Below are 18,314 nucleotides of genomic sequence, written 5' to 3'. Positions count from 1 at the left end.
TCGCGGATGTAGTTTCAGACGCGATGTTTTGCATCGGCTAAAACGGTTTGCCCGGCGGAGTATAAGGAAATGACAGGCTGAGAAAAGAGAAAGTTCTGTCGCTGTGGCACAGGTCAGGTTTTTATTATGCTGAATAGTGGAAGTGTGACAGAGAGATGAAATGGCGTGGCAGGCTGTCGCAAAATAAAACAGGGGCATCCGCTGCCCCTGCAGGTAATTATGGTGTGAGCTTTTTCTGGTCTCTTTTGCGGTTAACCCAGGCATTAATCAGCAGGGTAGACGCCAGAATGGCACCGACTACGCTCAGTGAGATTCCAACCGGGATATGGTAGAAGTCGACAATCAGCATCTTAAAGCCGATAAACACCAGCACAATCGCCAGGCCATACTTCAGCATAGAGAAGCGCTCTGCCACGTTCGCCAGCAGGAAGTACATGGCACGTAAACCCAGAATCGCGAACAGGTTTGAAGTCAGCACGATAAACGGGTCGGTCGTGACGGCGAAAATCGCCGGGATACTGTCGACGGCAAAGATCACGTCGCTGAGTTCCACCATGATCAGCACCAGCAGCAGCGGCGTTGCAAACAGCACGCCGTTTTTGCGGGTAAAGAACTTCTCGCCATCAAGGTCATCGGTCATGCGTAAATGCTTACGCAGCCAGCGCACCACCGGCTTATCACCTACCGCGCCGTCATCCTCTTTCGCCAGCGCCATTTTCACCCCGGTAAACAGCAGGAAGGCACCGAACACATAGAGGATCCAGCTGAACTGCGTGACCAGCCAGCTACCTGCGAAGATCATGATGGTACGCAGTACGATAGCGCCTAGTACGCCGTAGATCAGCACACGTCGCTGCAGGTTGGCCGGAATAGAGAAGTAGCTGAACAGCATCAGCCAGACGAAGACGTTATCCACCGCCAGCGCTTTTTCCAGCACGTAACCGGTCAGAAAGGCGAGCGTCTGCGTATTAGCCACTTCACGTCCTGCGCTGCCCTCGAGATACCACCAGAAGGCGGCGCTGAACAGCAGTGAGACGGAAACCCAGATCAGCGACCAGACAGCCGCCTGCTTGAAAGACATGGTCTGTGCGCCACGGCGTCCCTGCAACAGCAGGTCGATAGCCAGCATGATCAGCACCACAACCGCAAAGCTGCCCCACAGTAAAGGCGTACCCACAGTTTGCATATTCGTATCCTGTCTTAAAAAATAAAAAAACGGCTGAAGTCAGAAGACGTCAGCCGCTTATTTTTGTGTAAGCAAACCTCGCCTTCCGGCAAGGTCTCACTTACAACTCAGAAATGGATTCCGGGTTGCCTGATGACCGGATGCCTGTGCATCGTAGTGACGATCAATCAGCTTACAAGTTACTCCCCTTTGCAGGAAGGTAAGTTACGGTTTAGCCGCACAGGAAGCAACTCCTCGCAGACATATTTAGAAATATTTACACAGCAGTCTGATCGGCCGGGAAGATCACGCCGGTCTGACGGCGGATTTCGGTCAGCAGCGCGGCGGTAATGCGCGAAACCTCAAGTCCCGGATGGTCCACCTGGCGCTGCTCAACCAGCCGGGCAAACGCGGCCGCTTCGTACAGCATGGTGTTGATATGCTGCGGCTGACTCAGCGCCTGCTTTTCCGCACCGCGAGGGATAAAGGTCAGCTGCTGGCACTCCGATAGCTTTTCAATCACCAGTGCGCCCGCCTCACCCTGAATCTCGCTGGGCAGGCTGGAGTTACTCACTTTTGAATGCAGAATCGTTACGTCGAAATCGCCGTAGCTCAGCACGACGACGCCATGCGCATCCACGCCGCTCGCCAGCAATGTCGCGGTGGCCTGCACACTATCTGGCTCGCCCCACAGCGCCACCGCCGAGGCCAGGCAGTAATACCCGATATCCATCACCGAGCCATTCGACCAGCGCGGATCAAAGGTATTGGGGTTCTCGCCGTTGAGATAGCGCGGGTAACGTGAGGAGTACTGGCAGTAATTCAGCAGCGCTTTTCGCAGTTTACCCACGTCAGGCAGTGCCTGCTGTAGCCGCAGAAAATTCGGCAGGCTGGCGGTTTTAAATGCCTCAAACAGCACCACCTGATGCTCACGAGCGCAGGCGATCATCTTCTCTGCTTCGGCCAGATTCGAGGCCAGCGGTTTTTCGCAAATGACATGCTTGCCGTGCGACATAAACAGCAGCGCCTGCTCGCAGTGCAGGGCATTGGGACTGGCAAGATAGACCGCATCGATCGTTGGGCTGGCGGCCAGGGTGTCCAGTGACGTGAAGGTCTGTTTGCAGGGATAATCGGCGATAAAGGCGTCAGCCTGCTGCTGACTGCGTGAATAGACCGCGCAGAGCTTCATCGCCCCGGTTTCATGAGCGGCATCAATAAACTGGCGTGTAATCCAGTTTGTTCCCACAATGGCAAAACGAATCACGTCATCTCTCCGGCAGCGGTAAAGCGGCAGAGTAACATCTCACCGACGCGGTGCAAGCGCGCCGGGCAGGCAGGGATTGATCCTGCGATCCGCATTCCAATACTATGCGGAAGCGAGAATAAACAGGCATCAACCAGGGAGCACAGGTGAAAGCAAGTAAGCACGCATTAAACTGGACCACATTGCTGATTGCTATTCCGGTCGGGTGTGCGGCGTCGCTGGTGACGCTGGCTTTTCGTGGCGTCATTGAACTGATCAACCATCTGCTGTTTGCCCGCAGTGGCGACATTACCGAATCCCTGCATCTCTGGCCGTGGATCTTCTGGCCGCTGCTGGTGGGCGCGGGCGGCGTGCTGGCGGGCTTTTTCCTGCGTTATGCGGTTGCCATTGAGCAGCAGCAGACGGTGAAAACGGATTACCTTGAAGTGATCAACGCCCGGCTCGATGCGGTGCCGACCAAAACCTCGCTGTTCCGTGCCTTATCGTCGATTGCCAGTATCGGCAGCGGCGCGTCGATCGGTAAAGAGGGGCCGATGGTGCAGCTCTCAGCACTGTGCGGCAGCGCGATTGGCCGCCTGTTACCGTCCTCGCTTAACCTGAAAAACAGTGACGTCGTGGCGATGGCGGCCGCGGCGGGACTCTCGTCGGTCTACCATGCGCCGCTGGCCTCGACGATTTTCGTCGCGGAGATCGCCTTCGGTATTTCCGCGTTGCAGCGGCTGATCCCTCTTATTATCGCCTCGGCGACGGCGGTGATGACTATGTGGACGCTGGGCTTCCGCAGCGCGCTCTATCCGCTGGCGGACGCGAGCTTCGCCATGGATCTCAGCAGCCTGCTGATGACGGTGGTGATCGGTCTGAGCGCCGGTCTGGCGGGCTGGATGCTGATTAAGTGCATTGCCCGCAGCAAAATGCTGTTCAGCCGGGTCGCCTCGCTGCCCATGCGTCTGGGCGTGGGCGGATTCGCCGTAGGCTTACTGGCGCTGATCTCCACCGATATCCTCGGCAACGGCTACGAAGTCATCGTCAAAGTCATGGCAGGCGACTATCTGCTGCCAGGTCTGCTGCTGCTGCTGGTGCTGAAAACCCTTGCCACCAGCCTGTCGGTAGGGTCGAACGCGGTCGGCGGACTCTTTACGCCTTCGCTGCTGATTGGCGCACTGCTTGGCGTCATCATCGCAACGGTGGGGGCAGCACTGCATCTGCCGCTGGGTAATGTGCTGCTTTATGCCGCGATTGGCATGGCGGCAGTGCTGGCAGCGGTCAGTCAGGCGCCGTTGATGGCGATGCTGATGGTGCTGGAGATGACGCTCAACAGCAGCCTGCTGTTCCCGCTGATGATTGCTACCGTGCTGGCGTCGATGGTGGTCTATCGCCTGCAATCGGCCAGCACTTACCCGGTTGTGAGTCATCACTTCAGCCGTTCAGAGGCGAAATATGATTTCGATAATATGCGCATTGCCGAGCTGATCATTCCCGGTGCGGCCCTCCAGCCGGCGGAGTCCGTGGGGCAGGCGCTGGCGGTCAGCTCGCTGAAGCGTGAACGCTATGTTTACGTGATCAACGCTGCGGGTGCCTTCCTCGGCGTGGTCTCGATTCATGAGATTTCGCGCCGGGTGCTGGCGCAGGAGATCACACTCGATTCACCGGTACAGTGCGTGATGGATCAGGACTTCCCGGTGGTGTTTGAGAATCAGAGTATGCGTGAAGGCTGGGAAGCCTTTGCGGCGGTTACGCTGGAGCGACTGCCGGTGCTGAACAATCCCCAGGAGCGACGCTTTCTGGGCGCGCTGACTAAAACCAGTCTGATTCAGAAAGCGCAGGAGTTTCTTTAAGCCGCGTTGCCGCGCATCGCCTGGTCAGTCATCCAGAGTCGCGCATCAAATTCGAGCTGGTGGTAATCCGGCTCCATATGGCAGCAGAGCTGGTAAAACGCCTTATCGTGATCTTTCTCTTTCAGGTGCGCCAGTTCGTGCACCACAATCATGCGCAGAAACGGCTCCGGCGCGAGGCGGAAAAAGGTCGAGATGCGGATCTCTGCTTTCGCCTTGAGTTTGCCGCCCTGAATCCGTGAGATGGCCGTGTGCAGGCCAAGTGCGTGCTTCATCACCTTAATCTTGTTATCCCACATCACTTTGCTGATCGGTGGTGCGTTGCGCATGTAGCGGTTTTTCAGCGCCTGAGTGTAGTCATACAGCGCTTTATCACTCATCACGTCGTGAGTGTCGGGATAACGCTCCTGCAAAAACGCACCTAAGCGCTGGTGGGTAATCAGCGTCTGCACCTGCTCAAGAAGGGGGGCAGGATAACCCTGAAGGTAGATCAGTGAGGACATTAGGGATTCCAGGCGAAAGACAGTATACTGCGCCCCCGTTTTTGGGGCGAAAATCAACCAAAGTGTACCACGCCGGAGAATTCATGAGCCAACTTGAACTGAACGATCGCACACTGATCCTGCATCGCTTCCCGCAGATGCGTGACGAAAGTCCATTACAAGCCTGGGATGCGGCTGATGAATATCTGTTACAGCAGGCGCTGCCGGAAGGGCCGGTGCTGGTCTTCAACGACAGTTTCGGGGCATTAACCTGCGCCCTGAGTCCACGCACCGTCTGGCACGTCAGCGACTCCTGGCTCAGCCAGCAGGCCGCGCGTCAGAACCTTTCCTTTAATGGGCTGGATGACAGCGACGTACACTTTGTTGATAGCCTGGCGGAACTGCCGGCGGCTCCGGCGGCGGTGCTGATTAAGGTACCGAAAACGCTGGCGCTGCTGGAGCATCAGCTGCGTGCCATTCGCGACGTGGTCACTCCCGATACGGTGATTCTGGCGGCGGCGCGCGCAAAAGAGATCCATACCTCTACCCTTCAGCTGTTCGAACAGATTATCGGTGAAACCAAAACCTCACTGGCGTGGAAAAAAGCGCGTCTGATCTTCAGCCAGTTCAGCAAACCTGCACTGCGTGAGGCCACGCCAACACTGGTCTGGCCGCTGGATGGCACCCCTTATCAGATTCACAACTACGCCAACGTCTTCTCGCGCTCTTCGCTGGATATCGGCGCACGGCTGTTTGTGCAGCATCTGCCGGAAAATATTGAGGGTGAGATTGTCGATCTGGGCTGTGGCAACGGTGTGGTAGGGCTGGTGGCGCTGGAGCAGAATTCGCAGGCCGAGGTGCATTTTCTTGATGAGTCTTATATGGCGGTCGCCTCCAGCCAGCTTAACGTGGAAGTGAACCGTCCTGACGATCTGTCGCGCTGTCAGTTCCTGGTGAACAACGTGCTGAGCGGCTATCCGTCAGATCGGCTACACGCGGTGCTGTGTAATCCGCCGTTCCATCAGCAGCACGCCGTCACCGATCATCTGGCATGGCAGATGTTCCGCGATGCCAAACGCTGCCTTCAGTATGGTGGCGAGTTGCGCATTGTCGGCAACCGCCACCTCGATTATCACCACAAGCTGAAGAAGCTGTTCGGCAACTGTACGCTGATCGCCTCTAACCAGAAGTTTGTGGTGCTGCGCGCGGTGAAAATGCGCTAGTCAGACCGTTAAAGCCAGCTGCGTCGCCTGCGCAATCGCGCGGCGCGCATCCAGCTCCTGCGCTACATCTGCGCCGCCTATTACCGTCACTACCTGTCCTTTTGCACGCAGCGCGGCTTCCAGTTCGCGCTGCGGCTCCTGTCCGGCACAGATAATCACGTTATCGATCGCCAGCAGCAGCATTTCGCCATTACGCCGCAGATGCAGGCCGCTGTCATCAATCGCCAGATACTCCACGCCGCCCCACATATCCACGCCGCGTGCCTGCAGACTGGCGCGATGGATCCAGCCAGTGGTTTTTGCCAGCCCGGCACCGGGTTTTCCCGCCCGGCGCTGCAGCAGCCAGATTTGCCGTAACGCGACAGGCGGCTCAGGTTTCACGATGCCGCCGCGCTGCGTCAGACTATGGTCGATGCCCCACTCGGTGTAAAAAGCTGCCCGATCCTCGTCATGTGAAGGCTGTGACAGATACTCCGCTACATCAAAGCCAATGCCGCCCGCGCCGATAATCGCCACCCGTTTACCCACCGGACGCTTATCGCGCAGCACCTCAAGATAGCTGAGCACGCTGGGATGATCGATGCCCGGAATATCGGGCGTACGTGGCTGAATGCCGGTCGCCAGCACCACTTCCTCGGCGTCACTCAGTTGATCTGCCGTGACCCGACAGCCGGTTTTAACCGTCACGCCCGCAGCCGCCAGCTGATTGCGGAAATAGCGCAGGGTTTCGCTGAATTCTGATTTTCCGGGGATCTGCCGGGCAATATTGAACTGACCGCCAATATCGGGCTCAGCCTCATAAAGCGTCACCTGATGGCCGCGCTGCGCCGCCTGCAGCGCAAACGCCATTCCGGCGGGACCGGCTCCCACCACCGCCAGCCTGCGCGGTGCGGTGCTGGCGATGACCGGCATCAGCGACTCATGACAGGCGCGCGGATTAACAAGACAGGAGGTGATCTTACCGGCAAACACCTGGTCGAGGCAGGCCTGATTACAGGCAATGCAGGTGTTGATGCTGTCCGGTTCGCCGCGCTGTGCTTTGCTGACAAAAGCAGGATCGGCGAGGAAAGGGCGCGCCATCGAGACCATATCGGCGCAGCCCGACTGCAACAGCTCTTCGGCAACGGCGGGGTGGTTGATGCGATTGGTGGCGATCACCGGCACTGACACATGCGCGCGCAGGCGCTGCGTCACCCAGGCAAAGGCCGCGCGTGGCACACAGGTAGCGATGGTCGGGATGCGCGCTTCGTGCCAGCCAATCCCGGTATTGAACAGCGTGACGCCACACTGCTCCAGCTCGCCCGCCAGCAGCAGCGTCTCCTCCAGCGTGCTGCCCTCTTCGATCAGGTCAAGCATCGACAGCCGGAAGATGATGATAAAGGCGTCGCCGGTTGCGGCACGTACCGCGTGGGTAATCGCCAGCGCGAACTGCATCCGCTGGCGGAAGTCGCCGCCCCAGCGGTCACTGCGTTGATTGGTGTGCTTCACCAGAAACTGATTAATCAGGTAGCCTTCGGAACCCATAATCTCCACACCATCGTAGCCCGCCTGCTGCGCCAGACGGGCGCAGCGGGCAAAGTCATCAATGGTCTGTTCAATCGCCGCCTCGCTCATCGCCTGTGGCGTAAACGGGTTAATCGGGGCCTGACGTGCCGAAGGTGCAACCAGATCGGGCTGATAGCTGTAACGGCCGGTATGCAGGATCTGCAGGGCGATTTTGCCCTGATGCTGATGCACCGCCGCCGTGATCTGCCGATGCCAGCTGCACTGCGCCTCGTCGATGAGCATCGCGCCATGCGCGGTGGTGACACCCTGAGCATTAGGCGCAATGCCGCCGGTGACGATCAATGCGACGCCTTCACGCGCCCGCTCGCCGTAGAACGCCGCCAGCCGCGCTGCGCCATCCGGATGCTCCTCCAGACCAGTGTGCATCGACCCCATCAGAAAGCGGTTTTTCAATTGGGTAAAGCCAAGATCCAGCGGCGTAAACAGCGCAGGATAAGCAGGATTGACGGACATGATAGTCACTCACAGTTAAGTGGTCGGATGAGTTCACTCTAGCTACTTCTGCGTTAAAAAAAAGTGAAAGAATGTCAGGGTGTGAGTGAAATCATAAACATCTGCGGGGAAGTGCTGATGAGCGGGAGCAGGGAGGTTGTGCCTTACGCAGCACAACTATCCTATCCTTGTCCTTTCATGTTTCTGGCTCTGAAACGCTTAACGCCGTCGGATCCACGAATAGCGTGAGCGATAGCCGCTGCCATGGTGAGTATTAAAGCGGTAGCTTGATCCGCTCTCAGCCATGCAGTAGGTACAGACTTTCACGTTATCGATCTGTGCGGCCGGCACACCCGCGTTCACCAGCAACTGCGTCGCCAGCGCAGGCAAATCGAACCAGACGCCCTGCTGGTGGGCAGAGGCCTGAGTACGCTGCGCCAGCGGGTTAACTGGCTGCTTGCGGTGCCAGCGCAGCCCGCGGGCAAACGCCGGGTTCTGCGCTATCTCCCCCAGTTGCGGTTCGGCCAGTTCATAGCAGCAGGGCCCCATTGCCGGACCGATGGCCACCACCAGATCCTGCGGCTTACAGCCCTGCTCGCCCAGTTTTTCCACGGCACGGGTCAGCACGCCCGCCAGTGTCCCTTTGAGTCCCGCATGAACTGCCGCCACGATTCGCTTATTGCGGTCGGCGAACAACACTGGCAGGCAGTCAGCGGTGTAGACCGCCACCGGACGCGTCCCGCTGCCGATCACGCCATCCGATTCGCAGCTTTTCGGCGGGATGTTCTCAATGTCGGTGACCACGATCGCGCTGTGGCGCTGATGTCCCCAGGCGGCATCGGCGGGAGGCGGCTCACCGGCGGGCTGAAACGCATAATCGAGCCACTCCAGCGAATCGAGCAACGGCGAGCGCGGAATCACGGCCATAAGAATCTCCTGTTATAACAGCGTGCGTTGGGCTGCCCACAGCTTACGTTAACTGCTACATTTTTGAAGCTTCTCCTCAGACCTTTATCACCTTAAGGATGAAATGATGAATACCTCCGTAAAACTCGCTGCATCCGGACTGGTCGCGCTGCTGCTGAGCGGCTGCGCCTCGTCGTCACATCAGACTGCGCAACAGCAACTTGGCCAGCAATCGGTACTGGCGCTGAACTGGTTCCAGCAGTCAGGCGAATATCAGGCGCTGACCTGGCAGGCGTTTAACACCGCGCGTATGGCGTATGATCAGGCACCCTCGCTGACCGGCAAACCTAAAGCGGTGATTGTCGATCTGGATGAAACCATGCTGGATAACAGCGCCTACAGTGCATGGCAGGCGAAGAACGGCCAGCCGTTCAGCAGCAAAACCTGGTCAGCCTGGACGCAGGCGCGTCAGGCGAAAGCAGTGCCGGGTGCAGTAGAGTTCGCACGTCACGTCACGCAGAACGGCGGCACGCTGTTCTATGTGTCGAACCGCGATCAGAAAGATTACGCCGCCACGGTTGCCAATATGCAGCAGCTCGGCTTCCCTGACGTCAGCGATAAAACGGTACGTCTGAATACCGACAGCTCCAACAAGCAGGCGCGTTTTGATGCCATCAAAAACGCGGGCTACAACGTGGTGCTCTATGTCGGCGACAACCTCAACGATTTCGGTGGCTCGACCTGGCATAAGGGTAATCAGACGCGTCGCGATTTTGTGAATCTTAATCACCAGCAGTTTGGTACGCAGTTCATCGTGCTGCCGAATCCGCTCTACGGCGACTGGGAGAGCGGAATGGCGGAAAACTACAATAAACTGACACCGGAACAGCAGTTGTCGGTGCGGGAATCACGGCTGCAAAGCTGGAACGGTAAATAATTCGTCAAGAAAAAGAGCCTGCTCGTTCAGGCTCTGTTCAGAAATGGTCCTGATTTACTTACTGCCGTCACTATTCTGCTGCAAATCAATTTAATCATCTCTTGCTTCATTCCTCTCGTATTACAGGCATATTTAACTGCCTGTCAGCAATTAAGCCGGTGGATTGTGCTAATGGTTAATTTTTTAATTAAGAGTATTCCTGGTAAAAGGCCCACCGGTTGGTATGGCAGTTAATATCCCCTCATTTACTGATTGTATTTATTTGTCAGCGTTAATTTTAGTTTATTTTGCTTTTAATTTTAGATAGTTGATTTTAATGAAATAATAAGGCGATTTATTTATTTATCCTCATTTCTGTCGCTGAATTAAATTTACTTAACCCTGACCTTTACTGACTGTTTACTGACAATAGCGGCGTTGTTAAATCGCTGTGAAATATTACGCGTGCATTGAAATTGGTTAACGTCTATAACCTTTTTCTGTGACTCAGTTCTTATTAACCTGGCGGCTCACGCTTTATTTGTGAGCCGATACACTTTGTGGTTAGCCAGGATGCGACATCCCGGTAGTAGAGAGAAGATGATTGTGACGACACTTAAACCCTTATTAGCGAAAAATCGCAGTTGGGCCTTACAGCGCCGCCAGCGTAATCCGGATTATTTTAATAAATTTCTTCATCAGCAAAAGCCGCACTCACTCTGGATTGGCTGTTCTGATAGTCGCGTTCCGGCAGAAGTCTTAACCGGCTCCCATCCTGGCGAACTCTTTGTGCATCGCAATATCGCCAACATGGTGATTGAGGACGATGACAATTTACTGAGCGTACTGCAATACGCACTCTTCTTTCTCGGCGTTAAACGCATTGTATTAAGCGGTCACTATGGCTGCGGCGGTGTAGAAGCCGCGCAAAATCTGCCGGGCAGCGTGCTGGACGGGCAGGTGAGCGCGCTGGCGAGACGCATTCAGACCCTGCGTGATGATATACAGGCGGGTCTGACAGAAAATTCCCTCTCAGACGCGCCGCCGGGTGAACAGCTCGATCGGCTGGTTGAGGCCAATGTTAAGGCGCAATTCGCCCGGCTGGTGAAATCTGAACCGGTCAGGCAAATCTGGCAATCGGGCCAGGAACTGGAGGTGTTTGGTTGCGTTTATGACCTGCGCTCCGGCCATCTCAAAGAGCTGATTCATCAATCTGCAGAGGAGCCTTCATTATGAACCTCGATACCCTGCGTCGCGATATTCCTGCGGGTCTGGTGGTTTTCCTGGTCGCCTTGCCGCTCTGCCTTGGCATCGCACAGGCCAGCGGATTACCTCCGTTTGCCGGTCTGCTGACCGGTGTGATTGGCGGTCTGGTGGTGACGTCGCTAAGCCCATCCCGGTTTGCTGTGAGTGGGCCGGCGGCGGGACTCGTCACCATCGTTGTCGCCTCAATGGCATCATTGGGCAGCTTCTCTGCTTTTCTCACTGCGCTGATTATCGCTGGGGCACTGCAATGCCTGTTCGGCCTGCTGCGCGCCGGGCGGTTTATTTCGCTGGTGCCAGGTAGCGTAATAAAAGGAATGCTGGCGGCGATTGGCCTGCTGCTGATTATGCAGCAGATTCCGGTAGCGCTGGGTGCCGCTGGCGATGCGGAGCTGGTGTCCCTGGTGACCGGCCAGATGACCTTCTCGCTGCCCGCAATCCTGGTGGCGGGTGTCGGCCTGGCCATTCTCTGTCTCTGGACGACCGCGCCAGTAAAACGGATCAAAGCGCTGGCCTGGATCCCTGGCCCGCTGATTGCGGTGCTGATCGGCTGTCTGGCGACGGTAGCAGGAGGGCGGCTCTTCCCTGAAATGACGCAGGGGCTGGCGCGCATTTCGTTGCCTGCATTTGACAGCGTTTCCGCACTGGTGGCTGAACTGGAAACGCCCGACTGGATGGCCTGGCAGAATCCACAGGTCTGGGTAGTGGCGGTGACTTTAGCACTGGTTGCCAGTCTGGAAACGCTGCTGAGTCAGGAGGCGCTGAAAAAATTGCGCCCTCAGACGCCCGCGCCGTCGCCCAACAAAGAGATGTTCGCGCAGGGTATCGGTAACCTGGCGGCCGGTTTTTTTGGGGCGATGCCGATCACGGCAGTGATTGTGCGTAGCTCGGTTAACGTCAGTGCAGGCGCGCAGACGAAGCTCTCAATCTTCATCCACGGCGTGCTGCTGCTGATTTGCGGCATGTGGTTCAGCGAGATGCTGAATGCCATTCCGCTGGCCAGCCTGGCTGCCGTGCTGCTCTATACGGGCTATAAGCTGGCGACACCCAAACTCTTTGTTGAGCAGTTCCGGATGGGGGCACAGCAGTACGTGCCGTTTCTGGCCACCATCGTCGGGATTATCACGCTGGGTATGCTGGTTGGTATTGGCATCGGTATCGCCACGCAAATCCTCTACAGCATCTATAAGAGCCATCGCAACGCACTGCAGCTTACCCGCTATGATGACCATTACGTGCTGCGTTTCCAGCAGAACCTGACCTTTATGCACAATCCAAAGTTGCAGGGATTGCTGGACGAGATTCCGGAGAACAGCGTGGTCATCGTGGATAACGACAATGCGGAATATATCGATCCGGACGTTAAAGCGGTGCTGAAAGATTTTGGTGATAACGCCGATAAACGCGGCATTCGCCTGAGTCAGTGGCCGGTTGCGGTAAAATAGCGCTTAGCGCAACGGTAAAGTCGTTTAAAAGGCAAGAATCGGATATCTCGGATATCCGATTTTTTTATTTGCGAGGCATAATAAGTTCCCAATTTCTGCTGTCATCTGATGGGTTTAGCCTCTGCAGGATAACTTTCCTGAATCAGCCCACGAAATGAGGTTTTATCGCCGGATGACATTGAGGGTATGCAGGATTTAATCATTCTGACACCACGCGCCTGTTCAGGCTGGCGTGGACAGCCAGCCTCTCTGCGACAAGGTCCGGATGTATGCGCATACAGCTGTTTGAAGAGCACAACGCTAAGACGAACGCATTTTTGCTGTTTTTGATCACGCTGCTGTTTTGCTTTATCGGCGGACACCTCCGTTTCCCTCAGGAGCTGTCTCTGTTCTGGCCAGTCAACGCGATCGTCACTGGCGTTATCGTCCGTAATCCTTTTCTGCATCAGACCCGCTCTTATCTGGCCATCTTTGCCGCAATGGTGTTTAACGACACCGTATTTTCCGGCTGGGCACTCTCTGCATTTACCCTCAACCTGGCAAATCTTCTGTTTGTGCTGGTGGCCGCCACGCTGCTGGTAAAGCATCTTCAGCACGACTCCGGCAGCGAGCGTATTACCAGTGTGCTGCGTATTTTTCCTGCCTGTCTGCTGGCTGCGCTAGCCTGTGCCAGCTGGGGAGCGCTGGCACAGCAGGCTGATTTTGATTCCAGACTGGCGGTAGCATGGGGTGACTGGTTCAGCGAGCAGTTCTCAACCGGGCTGATGCTGCTGCCCTTTTTGCTGACGCGTGACTGGTCGTCACTGTCGCCCCGCCAGTTTCTGCAAATCCGCAAGCTGGCACCGGTCATCGCCGTGGTGGTTTCGCTGATGATCGGTGCGATGATGGGCGGCGCGGGCAGCCTGACGCTGCCGGTTCCGGCGCTGGTCTGGTGCGCCATTGTGTTGCCGATGCCGCTGACCAGCCTGGTGATCCTGCTGACCGGCATTACCGAAATCATTCTGGTTTCTCATGGTGTGATGAACATTCAGGGCGATGACAATCTGCTGCCGCTTAGCCATCTGACCTCTGCGCGGCTGGGCGTGGCGACCATCGCGATCAGTCCGCTGATCGTGGCCGCAAGTATGGATGCAATCCGCCAGCTTAATCAGCGTCTGGCATTGCGCGCGAATTATGATTTCCTGACCCGCCTGCTGTCACGTTCCGGTTTATATGAAAGCCTGCGTGCTGAGCCGATTTTCCCGGATCGTAAAGTGGGCGTGATCCTGCTGGATGTCGATTACTTCAAAGCCATTAATGACAATTTTGGTCACGATGCAGGTGATAGCGTTCTGGAAGAGATCGCCCGCCGGATGCAGCGGGTGGTGGGTAAAGCGGGGCGCATCTGTCGCTTTGGCGGAGAGGAGTTTGTGGTGGTGCTGTTCGACCAGAACGCGGAAAAGCTCTATTTTCTGGCGGAGGCGATTCGGCAGAAGATGGCGAAAGAGAAGTTCTGGTTGCAGGGTAGCACGGCTACGGTGACCGTCAGCCTGGGGCTGGCCCATGGCAGTGCCGATGAGGTGACGGAATGGCATCGCGTGATCAACCGGCTAATCTCTGCGGCGGATAAAAATCTCTATCTGTCGAAGCGCAATGGCCGTAATCAGACTTCGCCGGTTAACTACCGCACGATTACCAGCGACGTGGCATAACACCACGTCACCGGGTTCGGTCAGCTGACGCTGCTTTTCAGGGTGCTGGCCTGCTGATGGCGTTCAATCGCCAGGTCGATCAGACGGCTGATCAAACCCTGATAACTGAGTCCGGCCGCCTGCCACAGCTTCGGGTACATGCTGATATTGGTGAAGCCGGGCAGAGTATTCACTTCATTGACGATAATCTTGCCGTCATCGGTCAGGAACACATCGACGCGCGCCATGCCAAAGCACTCCAGCGCGGAGAAGGCTTTGATAGCGACGTCACGGATTGCATCGCTGGTTTCCGCTGCAATGGCTGCCGGCACTACCGTCTGTGCACCGCTTTCAGAGATATATTTGGTGTCATAAGAGTAGAAGGCGTCATGCACCACCACTTCGCCGCAGGGACTGGCTTCGGGCGCATCGTTGCCGAGCACTGCGCACTCAATCTCCCGGCCTTTGATACCCTGCTCAATCAGCACTTTGCGGTCAAAGGAGAAGGCCAGTGTCAGCGCAGCATCAAATTCTTCAATGCTATCCACTTTGCTGACGCCAACTGATGAACCCTGGTTGGCAGGTTTGATAAACAGCGGCAGGCCAAAGCGGGCTATCACGGCTTCGGCGTCCAGGTGGGCACGTTGTGCCTGAGTGACGCTCAGCCATGGCGCGACGTTGAGACCAGCATCGCGTAACAGACGTTTGGTGAAATCCTTATCCATGCTGACTGCAGAACCCAGCACGTCGGAACCGACGAAGGGTAGCGAGGCCATGCGCAGCAGACCCTGCAGGGAACCATCTTCACCCAGCGTACCGTGCACGATAGGGAAGATAACGTCGATCTGCGACAGCGGATGGGCGTTGTGGCGGGTGATGATTTGCTGCTGCGTGTTACCCGGCACCAGTGCCACATCTTCAGCGGCGTGATTCAGCGCGATCAGCGCCGGATTTTCAGCGTTCAGTAAGAAGTTCGACGCATCATGCAGACGCCAGTGTCCCTGTTTGTCGATGCCCAGCAACACCACGTCAAACCTGGTTTTGTCGATCGCCTCAAGGATATTTTTGGCCGACTGCAACGACACCTCATGCTCAGCCGATTTGCCGCCAAATACGATCCCTACCCGCAACTTTGTCATCTGTTTTGCCCACTGAAAAAATCAAAACCACAAGATAGCATGGGGCCTGCGCGGGGGAATAGGGTGGGGTGGGAATTGTGGGCGGGAAGATTATCCGTCGCTGCTGACCAGAAAGCTGCCGTTCAGCTGCCAGTGCTGACGATCGCTAACGCGGGTGGCGCTGGAGGGCAGCCATGTCGCAATCGTCACCTTCGCACGTAAAGTACTGCCCGAGACAATCTGGCCCTCTTTCCGGAACCGCATCGGATTGCTGGCCGTAAACGCCATTTTCGCAGCCTCATTTCCTGCGCTTTCGATCATTACCGGGCGATCGTCAATCGTTACATCATGTAAGGTCAGCGTTGCCCGACCCTGCTCACCAAATTGATAGTTCTGGTTATCTTTAGGCGGTCCGGTAAATGTCAGAGTCAGCGGTGTCGGACGGTCACAGATCACGGTGATCTCTGATTCACGTTCGTCACCCATGCGCAGCTCTGCGGCGGAAAGTGCATTTCCGGGACGTGAGAGCAATTCGCCGCGAGTCATTTCGCCATAATTTATGTGAGGCTCACTGAGCTGAACCTCGCATTCTGCATGAAGGATTGTGGCAGTAAAAAGGCCGCTGATAGCCAGCAGCAGTGACAGAATGGATTGCTGTTTCATAGGACGCATCTCGCAGAAAGTGAAGCATAAAGGGTGCCAGGCTCGTCATACCAGGGCGTGGTAAGTTTCAGTTCACATTGGGAGCCATTGTGGCGCAGGCTAAACAGCGGCTCGTCCGGCAGGTCGTCGAAAAACAGCGTGCCATCTTCATTAACAAAAGCGATCAGCGTTCCTTTGCCATTTTTTACCGGTGCGCCCGGCGTCGGGCCTTCATTAGCCGGGAAGCTCACCAGTGCACGGCGTACGGTGAAGGCTGGCAGAATAACCGGCACCACCGCACCGCGGTAAGGCGTGATGTCGGCAATGCCGCTAATAATCTGAACGTTTTTTGGCAGGCTCTGGTTTTCAATCTGCACCGTATTCTTCTGCCACGGGGTCCATGAGGCGATGGCATGGCCGCTGCGATCGCTCCACACCGTGCCGCCAGGGGTGCGAATCTTCACATCCGACTGCGGACTGTTGAGTGAAATAATGCCAAAAGTATCGCCCACTTTACGGGGCGTAAAGGTCAGCCCCTCGCCGTGCAAGACGGCACCGCCGCGCGCACCCAGATTATAGCTGGTGGTGTTTTCAGTGCGTGACGCGCCACCGCTGAACTGGCTATATTTGGTGGTCCAGGTCGCGGAACCGGCAATCGACGCATCTTCCTGCTGACTTTTCTCTCCCGACAGGCTCCAGGCAAATTTGTCATTCAGGGTACTGTCAAAGCCGATTCCCGTCCGGGTTTTATGATTAGTCTCGCTGACCCAACTGCGCATGCTGCTGCTGTTACCCAGTGGAACAGAGAGGTTGAGGTAAACGTAACGGTCATCGGTACGACGCTGATCCAGCGTCAGCCGGTTTTTCTGGATGCCGAGGTTAACGTTCACTTTCCCGAAGGCGCGGCCCCAGCTGAAGATATAGCCTACGTTTTCTGATCCCTGCCAGTTCTGCGACAGGCTGCCGGAAAATGAGAGCACGCCAAGCTGCGGCTGACTGTAGCTCAGCCCGACAGCATATTGAGATTTGGTCTGGCCATTCTGCTCACTGGTTTTTTTTGAACTCCATGAACTGCCCGGGTCCATATAGTCCCGGCTACGAAAGCCAGCAGAAGAGGTCACTGACAAACGGGGCGTCACGCCTGCGCTGACGCTGATCTGATGATTTAATCCCTGTTTTTTATCTTCACTCTCCGCCGCATCCTGCGCGCGCGATGCGGTCTGTGTCACAGAGACCATCAGACGTTCGGTAAGCCGCAGCGTGGTGCGCCAGGAAGCGGCCTGATAATTCTCGCTAACCAGTCCGCCCGCCATTACCGCCATAAAGTGATTCTGATAAACACTGGTGGAACCGACCACCAGAGGGAACTGCTCATCGGTTAAACGCAGTCGTCCAACAGCCAGAGAGGTTCCGGCATCTGCCAGTGTAAGGTTGGCTTTCGCCTGAATGTAGGGAATAGTCTGCTGCTGACGATTGCCGGACTGATCGTGGCTGATGATCTCAAAATCGTCTGACTGATTGATGGCTGGGATGTCCGCGAGTGTATTCATACCGGCTTTAACCTGAAAGGTCTTCAGCAAAATGCCAGCCTGCCAGACTTCAGCGTTACCCGCTTGTGACACCAGCAGATCCAGCGAAACACCACCGTTTCCGCCATTCTGTAACCCGCGCTCCGGCACTATTTGTGCGCCCAGCAGATTGATACCTGAGAACAATGAATCACCCGCGGTGATCTCACCAATCTGTATCACCGAAGCCCAGCCGGGAACGGAACGCTGGCCATAGCTGTAGAGCCGGGTCAACTGATGCTTTTCATCCTGACTGGCGTAACTCTGCCCGCTGCGGAAAATCCAGTTATTGATGTTGGCACCGATCTCAGAGGTCAGCGTCTGGGAGTCGTGGTTCTCTCCGGCGCGCGTCTGATACTGATAGCGTCGGCCATCGTAGTTAACAATCAGGGCGTTACCCCCGCTGGAATAGTGCTGTTCATTTAACAGATCGCTGGCCGGAACCCTGAGCAAAAGGCTGCTGCGATCGACCTGTTGTTCCATCAGGATCGGGCTTTCTATCGGCAGTTGCAGACAGGCAGCGTGATCCACGCGACGAAAGCGTTCAGGATTAACACCCAGCGTTTGCAACAGTTCGACTGACCAGCAGGGATTGCCAGCCTGATCGAACGTCAGGATATGTACGCCTTTACTCTGATCATTAACGACAATATTGACGGGTTGTTCGCCCGGAAGAAAATGCGTGCCTGCATCAAGCAGTTCTGCGGCACTGGCGTCGTAGCCGAGTGCTTTCAGCATCTCCTGGTCATAACCGTTTGCCGCCAGCGCATTGGCTGAAGTGATAAAAAGGCCGAATAGTAAAAATGGTTTCATGGCTGACAG

Annotated in this window: 14 protein-coding genes; 6 read left to right on the top strand and 8 right to left on the bottom strand. The window is 56.2% G+C overall.

Annotation, left to right across the window (positions count from 1 at the left end):
- Window positions 1-217 precede the first annotated feature (217 nt).
- Both F3I20_RS12590 and F3I20_RS12585 read right to left on the bottom strand, forming a co-directional pair.
- Window positions 218-1,186 (bottom strand): TerC family protein, encoded by a 969-nt coding sequence (locus F3I20_RS12590; RefSeq protein ID WP_150013521.1) that lies wholly within the window; start codon window positions 1,184-1,186, stop codon window positions 218-220.
- Between the two features lie 256 nt (window positions 1,187-1,442).
- Complete coding sequence (locus F3I20_RS12585) at window positions 1,443-2,429, bottom strand: Gfo/Idh/MocA family protein (RefSeq protein WP_150013519.1); 987 nt, start codon at window positions 2,427-2,429, stop codon at window positions 1,443-1,445.
- 146 nt (window positions 2,430-2,575) lie between these two features.
- Between F3I20_RS12585 and F3I20_RS12580 the strand changes: the two genes are divergently transcribed.
- Window positions 2,576-4,264 (top strand): chloride channel protein, encoded by a 1,689-nt coding sequence (locus F3I20_RS12580; RefSeq protein WP_150013517.1) that lies wholly within the window; start codon window positions 2,576-2,578, stop codon window positions 4,262-4,264.
- Here F3I20_RS12580 and F3I20_RS12575 read toward each other — a convergent pair.
- On the bottom strand, window positions 4,261-4,764 hold the full coding sequence (locus F3I20_RS12575) for a M48 metallopeptidase family protein (protein WP_013359120.1): 504 nt from the start codon (window positions 4,762-4,764) through the stop codon (window positions 4,261-4,263). The two genes, F3I20_RS12580 and F3I20_RS12575, sit on opposite strands and share 4 nt — an antisense overlap.
- Window positions 4,765-4,847: 83 nt before the next feature.
- Here F3I20_RS12575 and rlmG point away from each other — a divergent pair, with 83 nt between their 5' ends.
- On the top strand, window positions 4,848-5,966 hold the full coding sequence (gene rlmG, locus F3I20_RS12570; RefSeq protein WP_150013515.1) for a 23S rRNA (guanine(1835)-N(2))-methyltransferase RlmG: 1,119 nt from the start codon (window positions 4,848-4,850) through the stop codon (window positions 5,964-5,966).
- Here rlmG and F3I20_RS12565 read toward each other — a convergent pair whose 3' ends face one another.
- A complete protein-coding gene (locus F3I20_RS12565) occupies window positions 5,967-7,985 on the bottom strand; it encodes an NADPH-dependent 2,4-dienoyl-CoA reductase (RefSeq protein ID WP_150013513.1) in 2,019 nt (672 codons plus the stop codon).
- A gap of 198 nt (window positions 7,986-8,183) precedes the next feature.
- Window positions 8,184-8,891 (bottom strand): purine nucleoside phosphorylase YfiH/LACC1 family protein, encoded by a 708-nt coding sequence (locus tag F3I20_RS12560; RefSeq protein ID WP_150013511.1) that lies wholly within the window; start codon window positions 8,889-8,891, stop codon window positions 8,184-8,186.
- Between the two features lie 106 nt (window positions 8,892-8,997).
- Between F3I20_RS12560 and F3I20_RS12555 the strand changes: the two genes are divergently transcribed.
- From F3I20_RS12555 to F3I20_RS12540, 4 genes are all read left to right on the top strand, one after another.
- Window positions 8,998-9,807 carry a 5'-nucleotidase, lipoprotein e(P4) family gene (locus F3I20_RS12555; RefSeq protein ID WP_150037715.1) on the top strand — a complete coding sequence of 270 codons (810 nt, stop codon included), beginning with the start codon at window positions 8,998-9,000 and terminating at the stop codon, window positions 9,805-9,807.
- 579 nt (window positions 9,808-10,386) lie between these two features.
- Complete coding sequence (locus F3I20_RS12550; RefSeq protein ID WP_150013509.1) at window positions 10,387-11,022, top strand: carbonic anhydrase; 636 nt, start codon at window positions 10,387-10,389, stop codon at window positions 11,020-11,022.
- Entirely contained in the window at window positions 11,019-12,494 is a 1,476-nt protein-coding gene (locus F3I20_RS12545; RefSeq protein WP_150013507.1) for a SulP family inorganic anion transporter, read from the top strand. Before F3I20_RS12550 ends, F3I20_RS12545 begins: the two co-directional genes overlap by 4 nt.
- 269 nt (window positions 12,495-12,763) lie before the next feature.
- Window positions 12,764-14,185, top strand: a complete 1,422-nt coding sequence (locus F3I20_RS12540; RefSeq protein ID WP_150013505.1) for a GGDEF domain-containing protein — start codon at window positions 12,764-12,766, stop codon at window positions 14,183-14,185.
- Between the two features lie 20 nt (window positions 14,186-14,205).
- Here F3I20_RS12540 and ddlA read toward each other — a convergent pair whose 3' ends face one another.
- From ddlA to F3I20_RS12525, 3 genes are all read right to left on the bottom strand, one after another.
- Window positions 14,206-15,303 (bottom strand): D-alanine--D-alanine ligase, encoded by a 1,098-nt coding sequence (gene ddlA / locus F3I20_RS12535; RefSeq protein ID WP_150013503.1) that lies wholly within the window; start codon window positions 15,301-15,303, stop codon window positions 14,206-14,208.
- Window positions 15,304-15,393: 90 nt separating this feature from the next.
- Window positions 15,394-15,945 carry a DUF1120 domain-containing protein gene (locus F3I20_RS12530; protein ID WP_150037694.1) on the bottom strand — a complete coding sequence of 184 codons (552 nt, stop codon included), beginning with the start codon at window positions 15,943-15,945 and terminating at the stop codon, window positions 15,394-15,396.
- On the bottom strand, window positions 15,942-18,305 hold the full coding sequence (locus F3I20_RS12525; RefSeq protein ID WP_150037695.1) for a fimbria/pilus outer membrane usher protein: 2,364 nt from the start codon (window positions 18,303-18,305) through the stop codon (window positions 15,942-15,944). Before F3I20_RS12525 ends, F3I20_RS12530 begins: the two co-directional genes overlap by 4 nt.
- Window positions 18,306-18,314: the final 9 nt, after the last annotated feature.

Source organism: Candidatus Pantoea gossypiicola (assembly GCF_008632075.1).
Classification (GTDB): domain Bacteria; phylum Pseudomonadota; class Gammaproteobacteria; order Enterobacterales; family Enterobacteriaceae; genus Pantoea; species Pantoea gossypiicola.
Note: the sequence above shows the minus strand (reverse complement) of the source record. Positions and strands in the feature narration are given on the sequence as shown.

What these genes read in the sequence shown, in the direction of transcription:
- F3I20_RS12590 (WP_150013521.1), bottom strand. Translation starts at nt 1,186, where the DNA reads ATGCAAACTGTGGGTACGCCTTTACTGTGGGGCAGCTTTGCGGTTGTG.
- F3I20_RS12575 (WP_013359120.1), bottom strand. Translation starts at nt 4,764, where the DNA reads ATGTCCTCACTGATCTACCTTCAGGGTTATCCTGCCCCCCTTCTTGAG.
- rlmG (WP_150013515.1), top strand. Translation starts at nt 4,848, where the DNA reads ATGAGCCAACTTGAACTGAACGATCGCACACTGATCCTGCATCGCTTC.
- F3I20_RS12565 (WP_150013513.1), bottom strand. Translation starts at nt 7,985, where the DNA reads ATGTCCGTCAATCCTGCTTATCCTGCGCTGTTTACGCCGCTGGATCTT.
- F3I20_RS12560 (WP_150013511.1), bottom strand. Translation starts at nt 8,891, where the DNA reads ATGGCCGTGATTCCGCGCTCGCCGTTGCTCGATTCGCTGGAGTGGCTC.
- F3I20_RS12555 (WP_150037715.1), top strand. Translation starts at nt 8,998, where the DNA reads ATGAATACCTCCGTAAAACTCGCTGCATCCGGACTGGTCGCGCTGCTG.
- F3I20_RS12550 (WP_150013509.1), top strand. Translation starts at nt 10,387, where the DNA reads ATGATTGTGACGACACTTAAACCCTTATTAGCGAAAAATCGCAGTTGG.
- F3I20_RS12545 (WP_150013507.1), top strand. Translation starts at nt 11,019, where the DNA reads ATGAACCTCGATACCCTGCGTCGCGATATTCCTGCGGGTCTGGTGGTT.
- F3I20_RS12540 (WP_150013505.1), top strand. Translation starts at nt 12,764, where the DNA reads ATGCGCATACAGCTGTTTGAAGAGCACAACGCTAAGACGAACGCATTT.
- ddlA (WP_150013503.1), bottom strand. Translation starts at nt 15,303, where the DNA reads ATGACAAAGTTGCGGGTAGGGATCGTATTTGGCGGCAAATCGGCTGAG.
- F3I20_RS12530 (WP_150037694.1), bottom strand. Translation starts at nt 15,945, where the DNA reads ATGAAACAGCAATCCATTCTGTCACTGCTGCTGGCTATCAGCGGCCTT.
- F3I20_RS12525 (WP_150037695.1), bottom strand. Translation starts at nt 18,305, where the DNA reads ATGAAACCATTTTTACTATTCGGCCTTTTTATCACTTCAGCCAATGCG.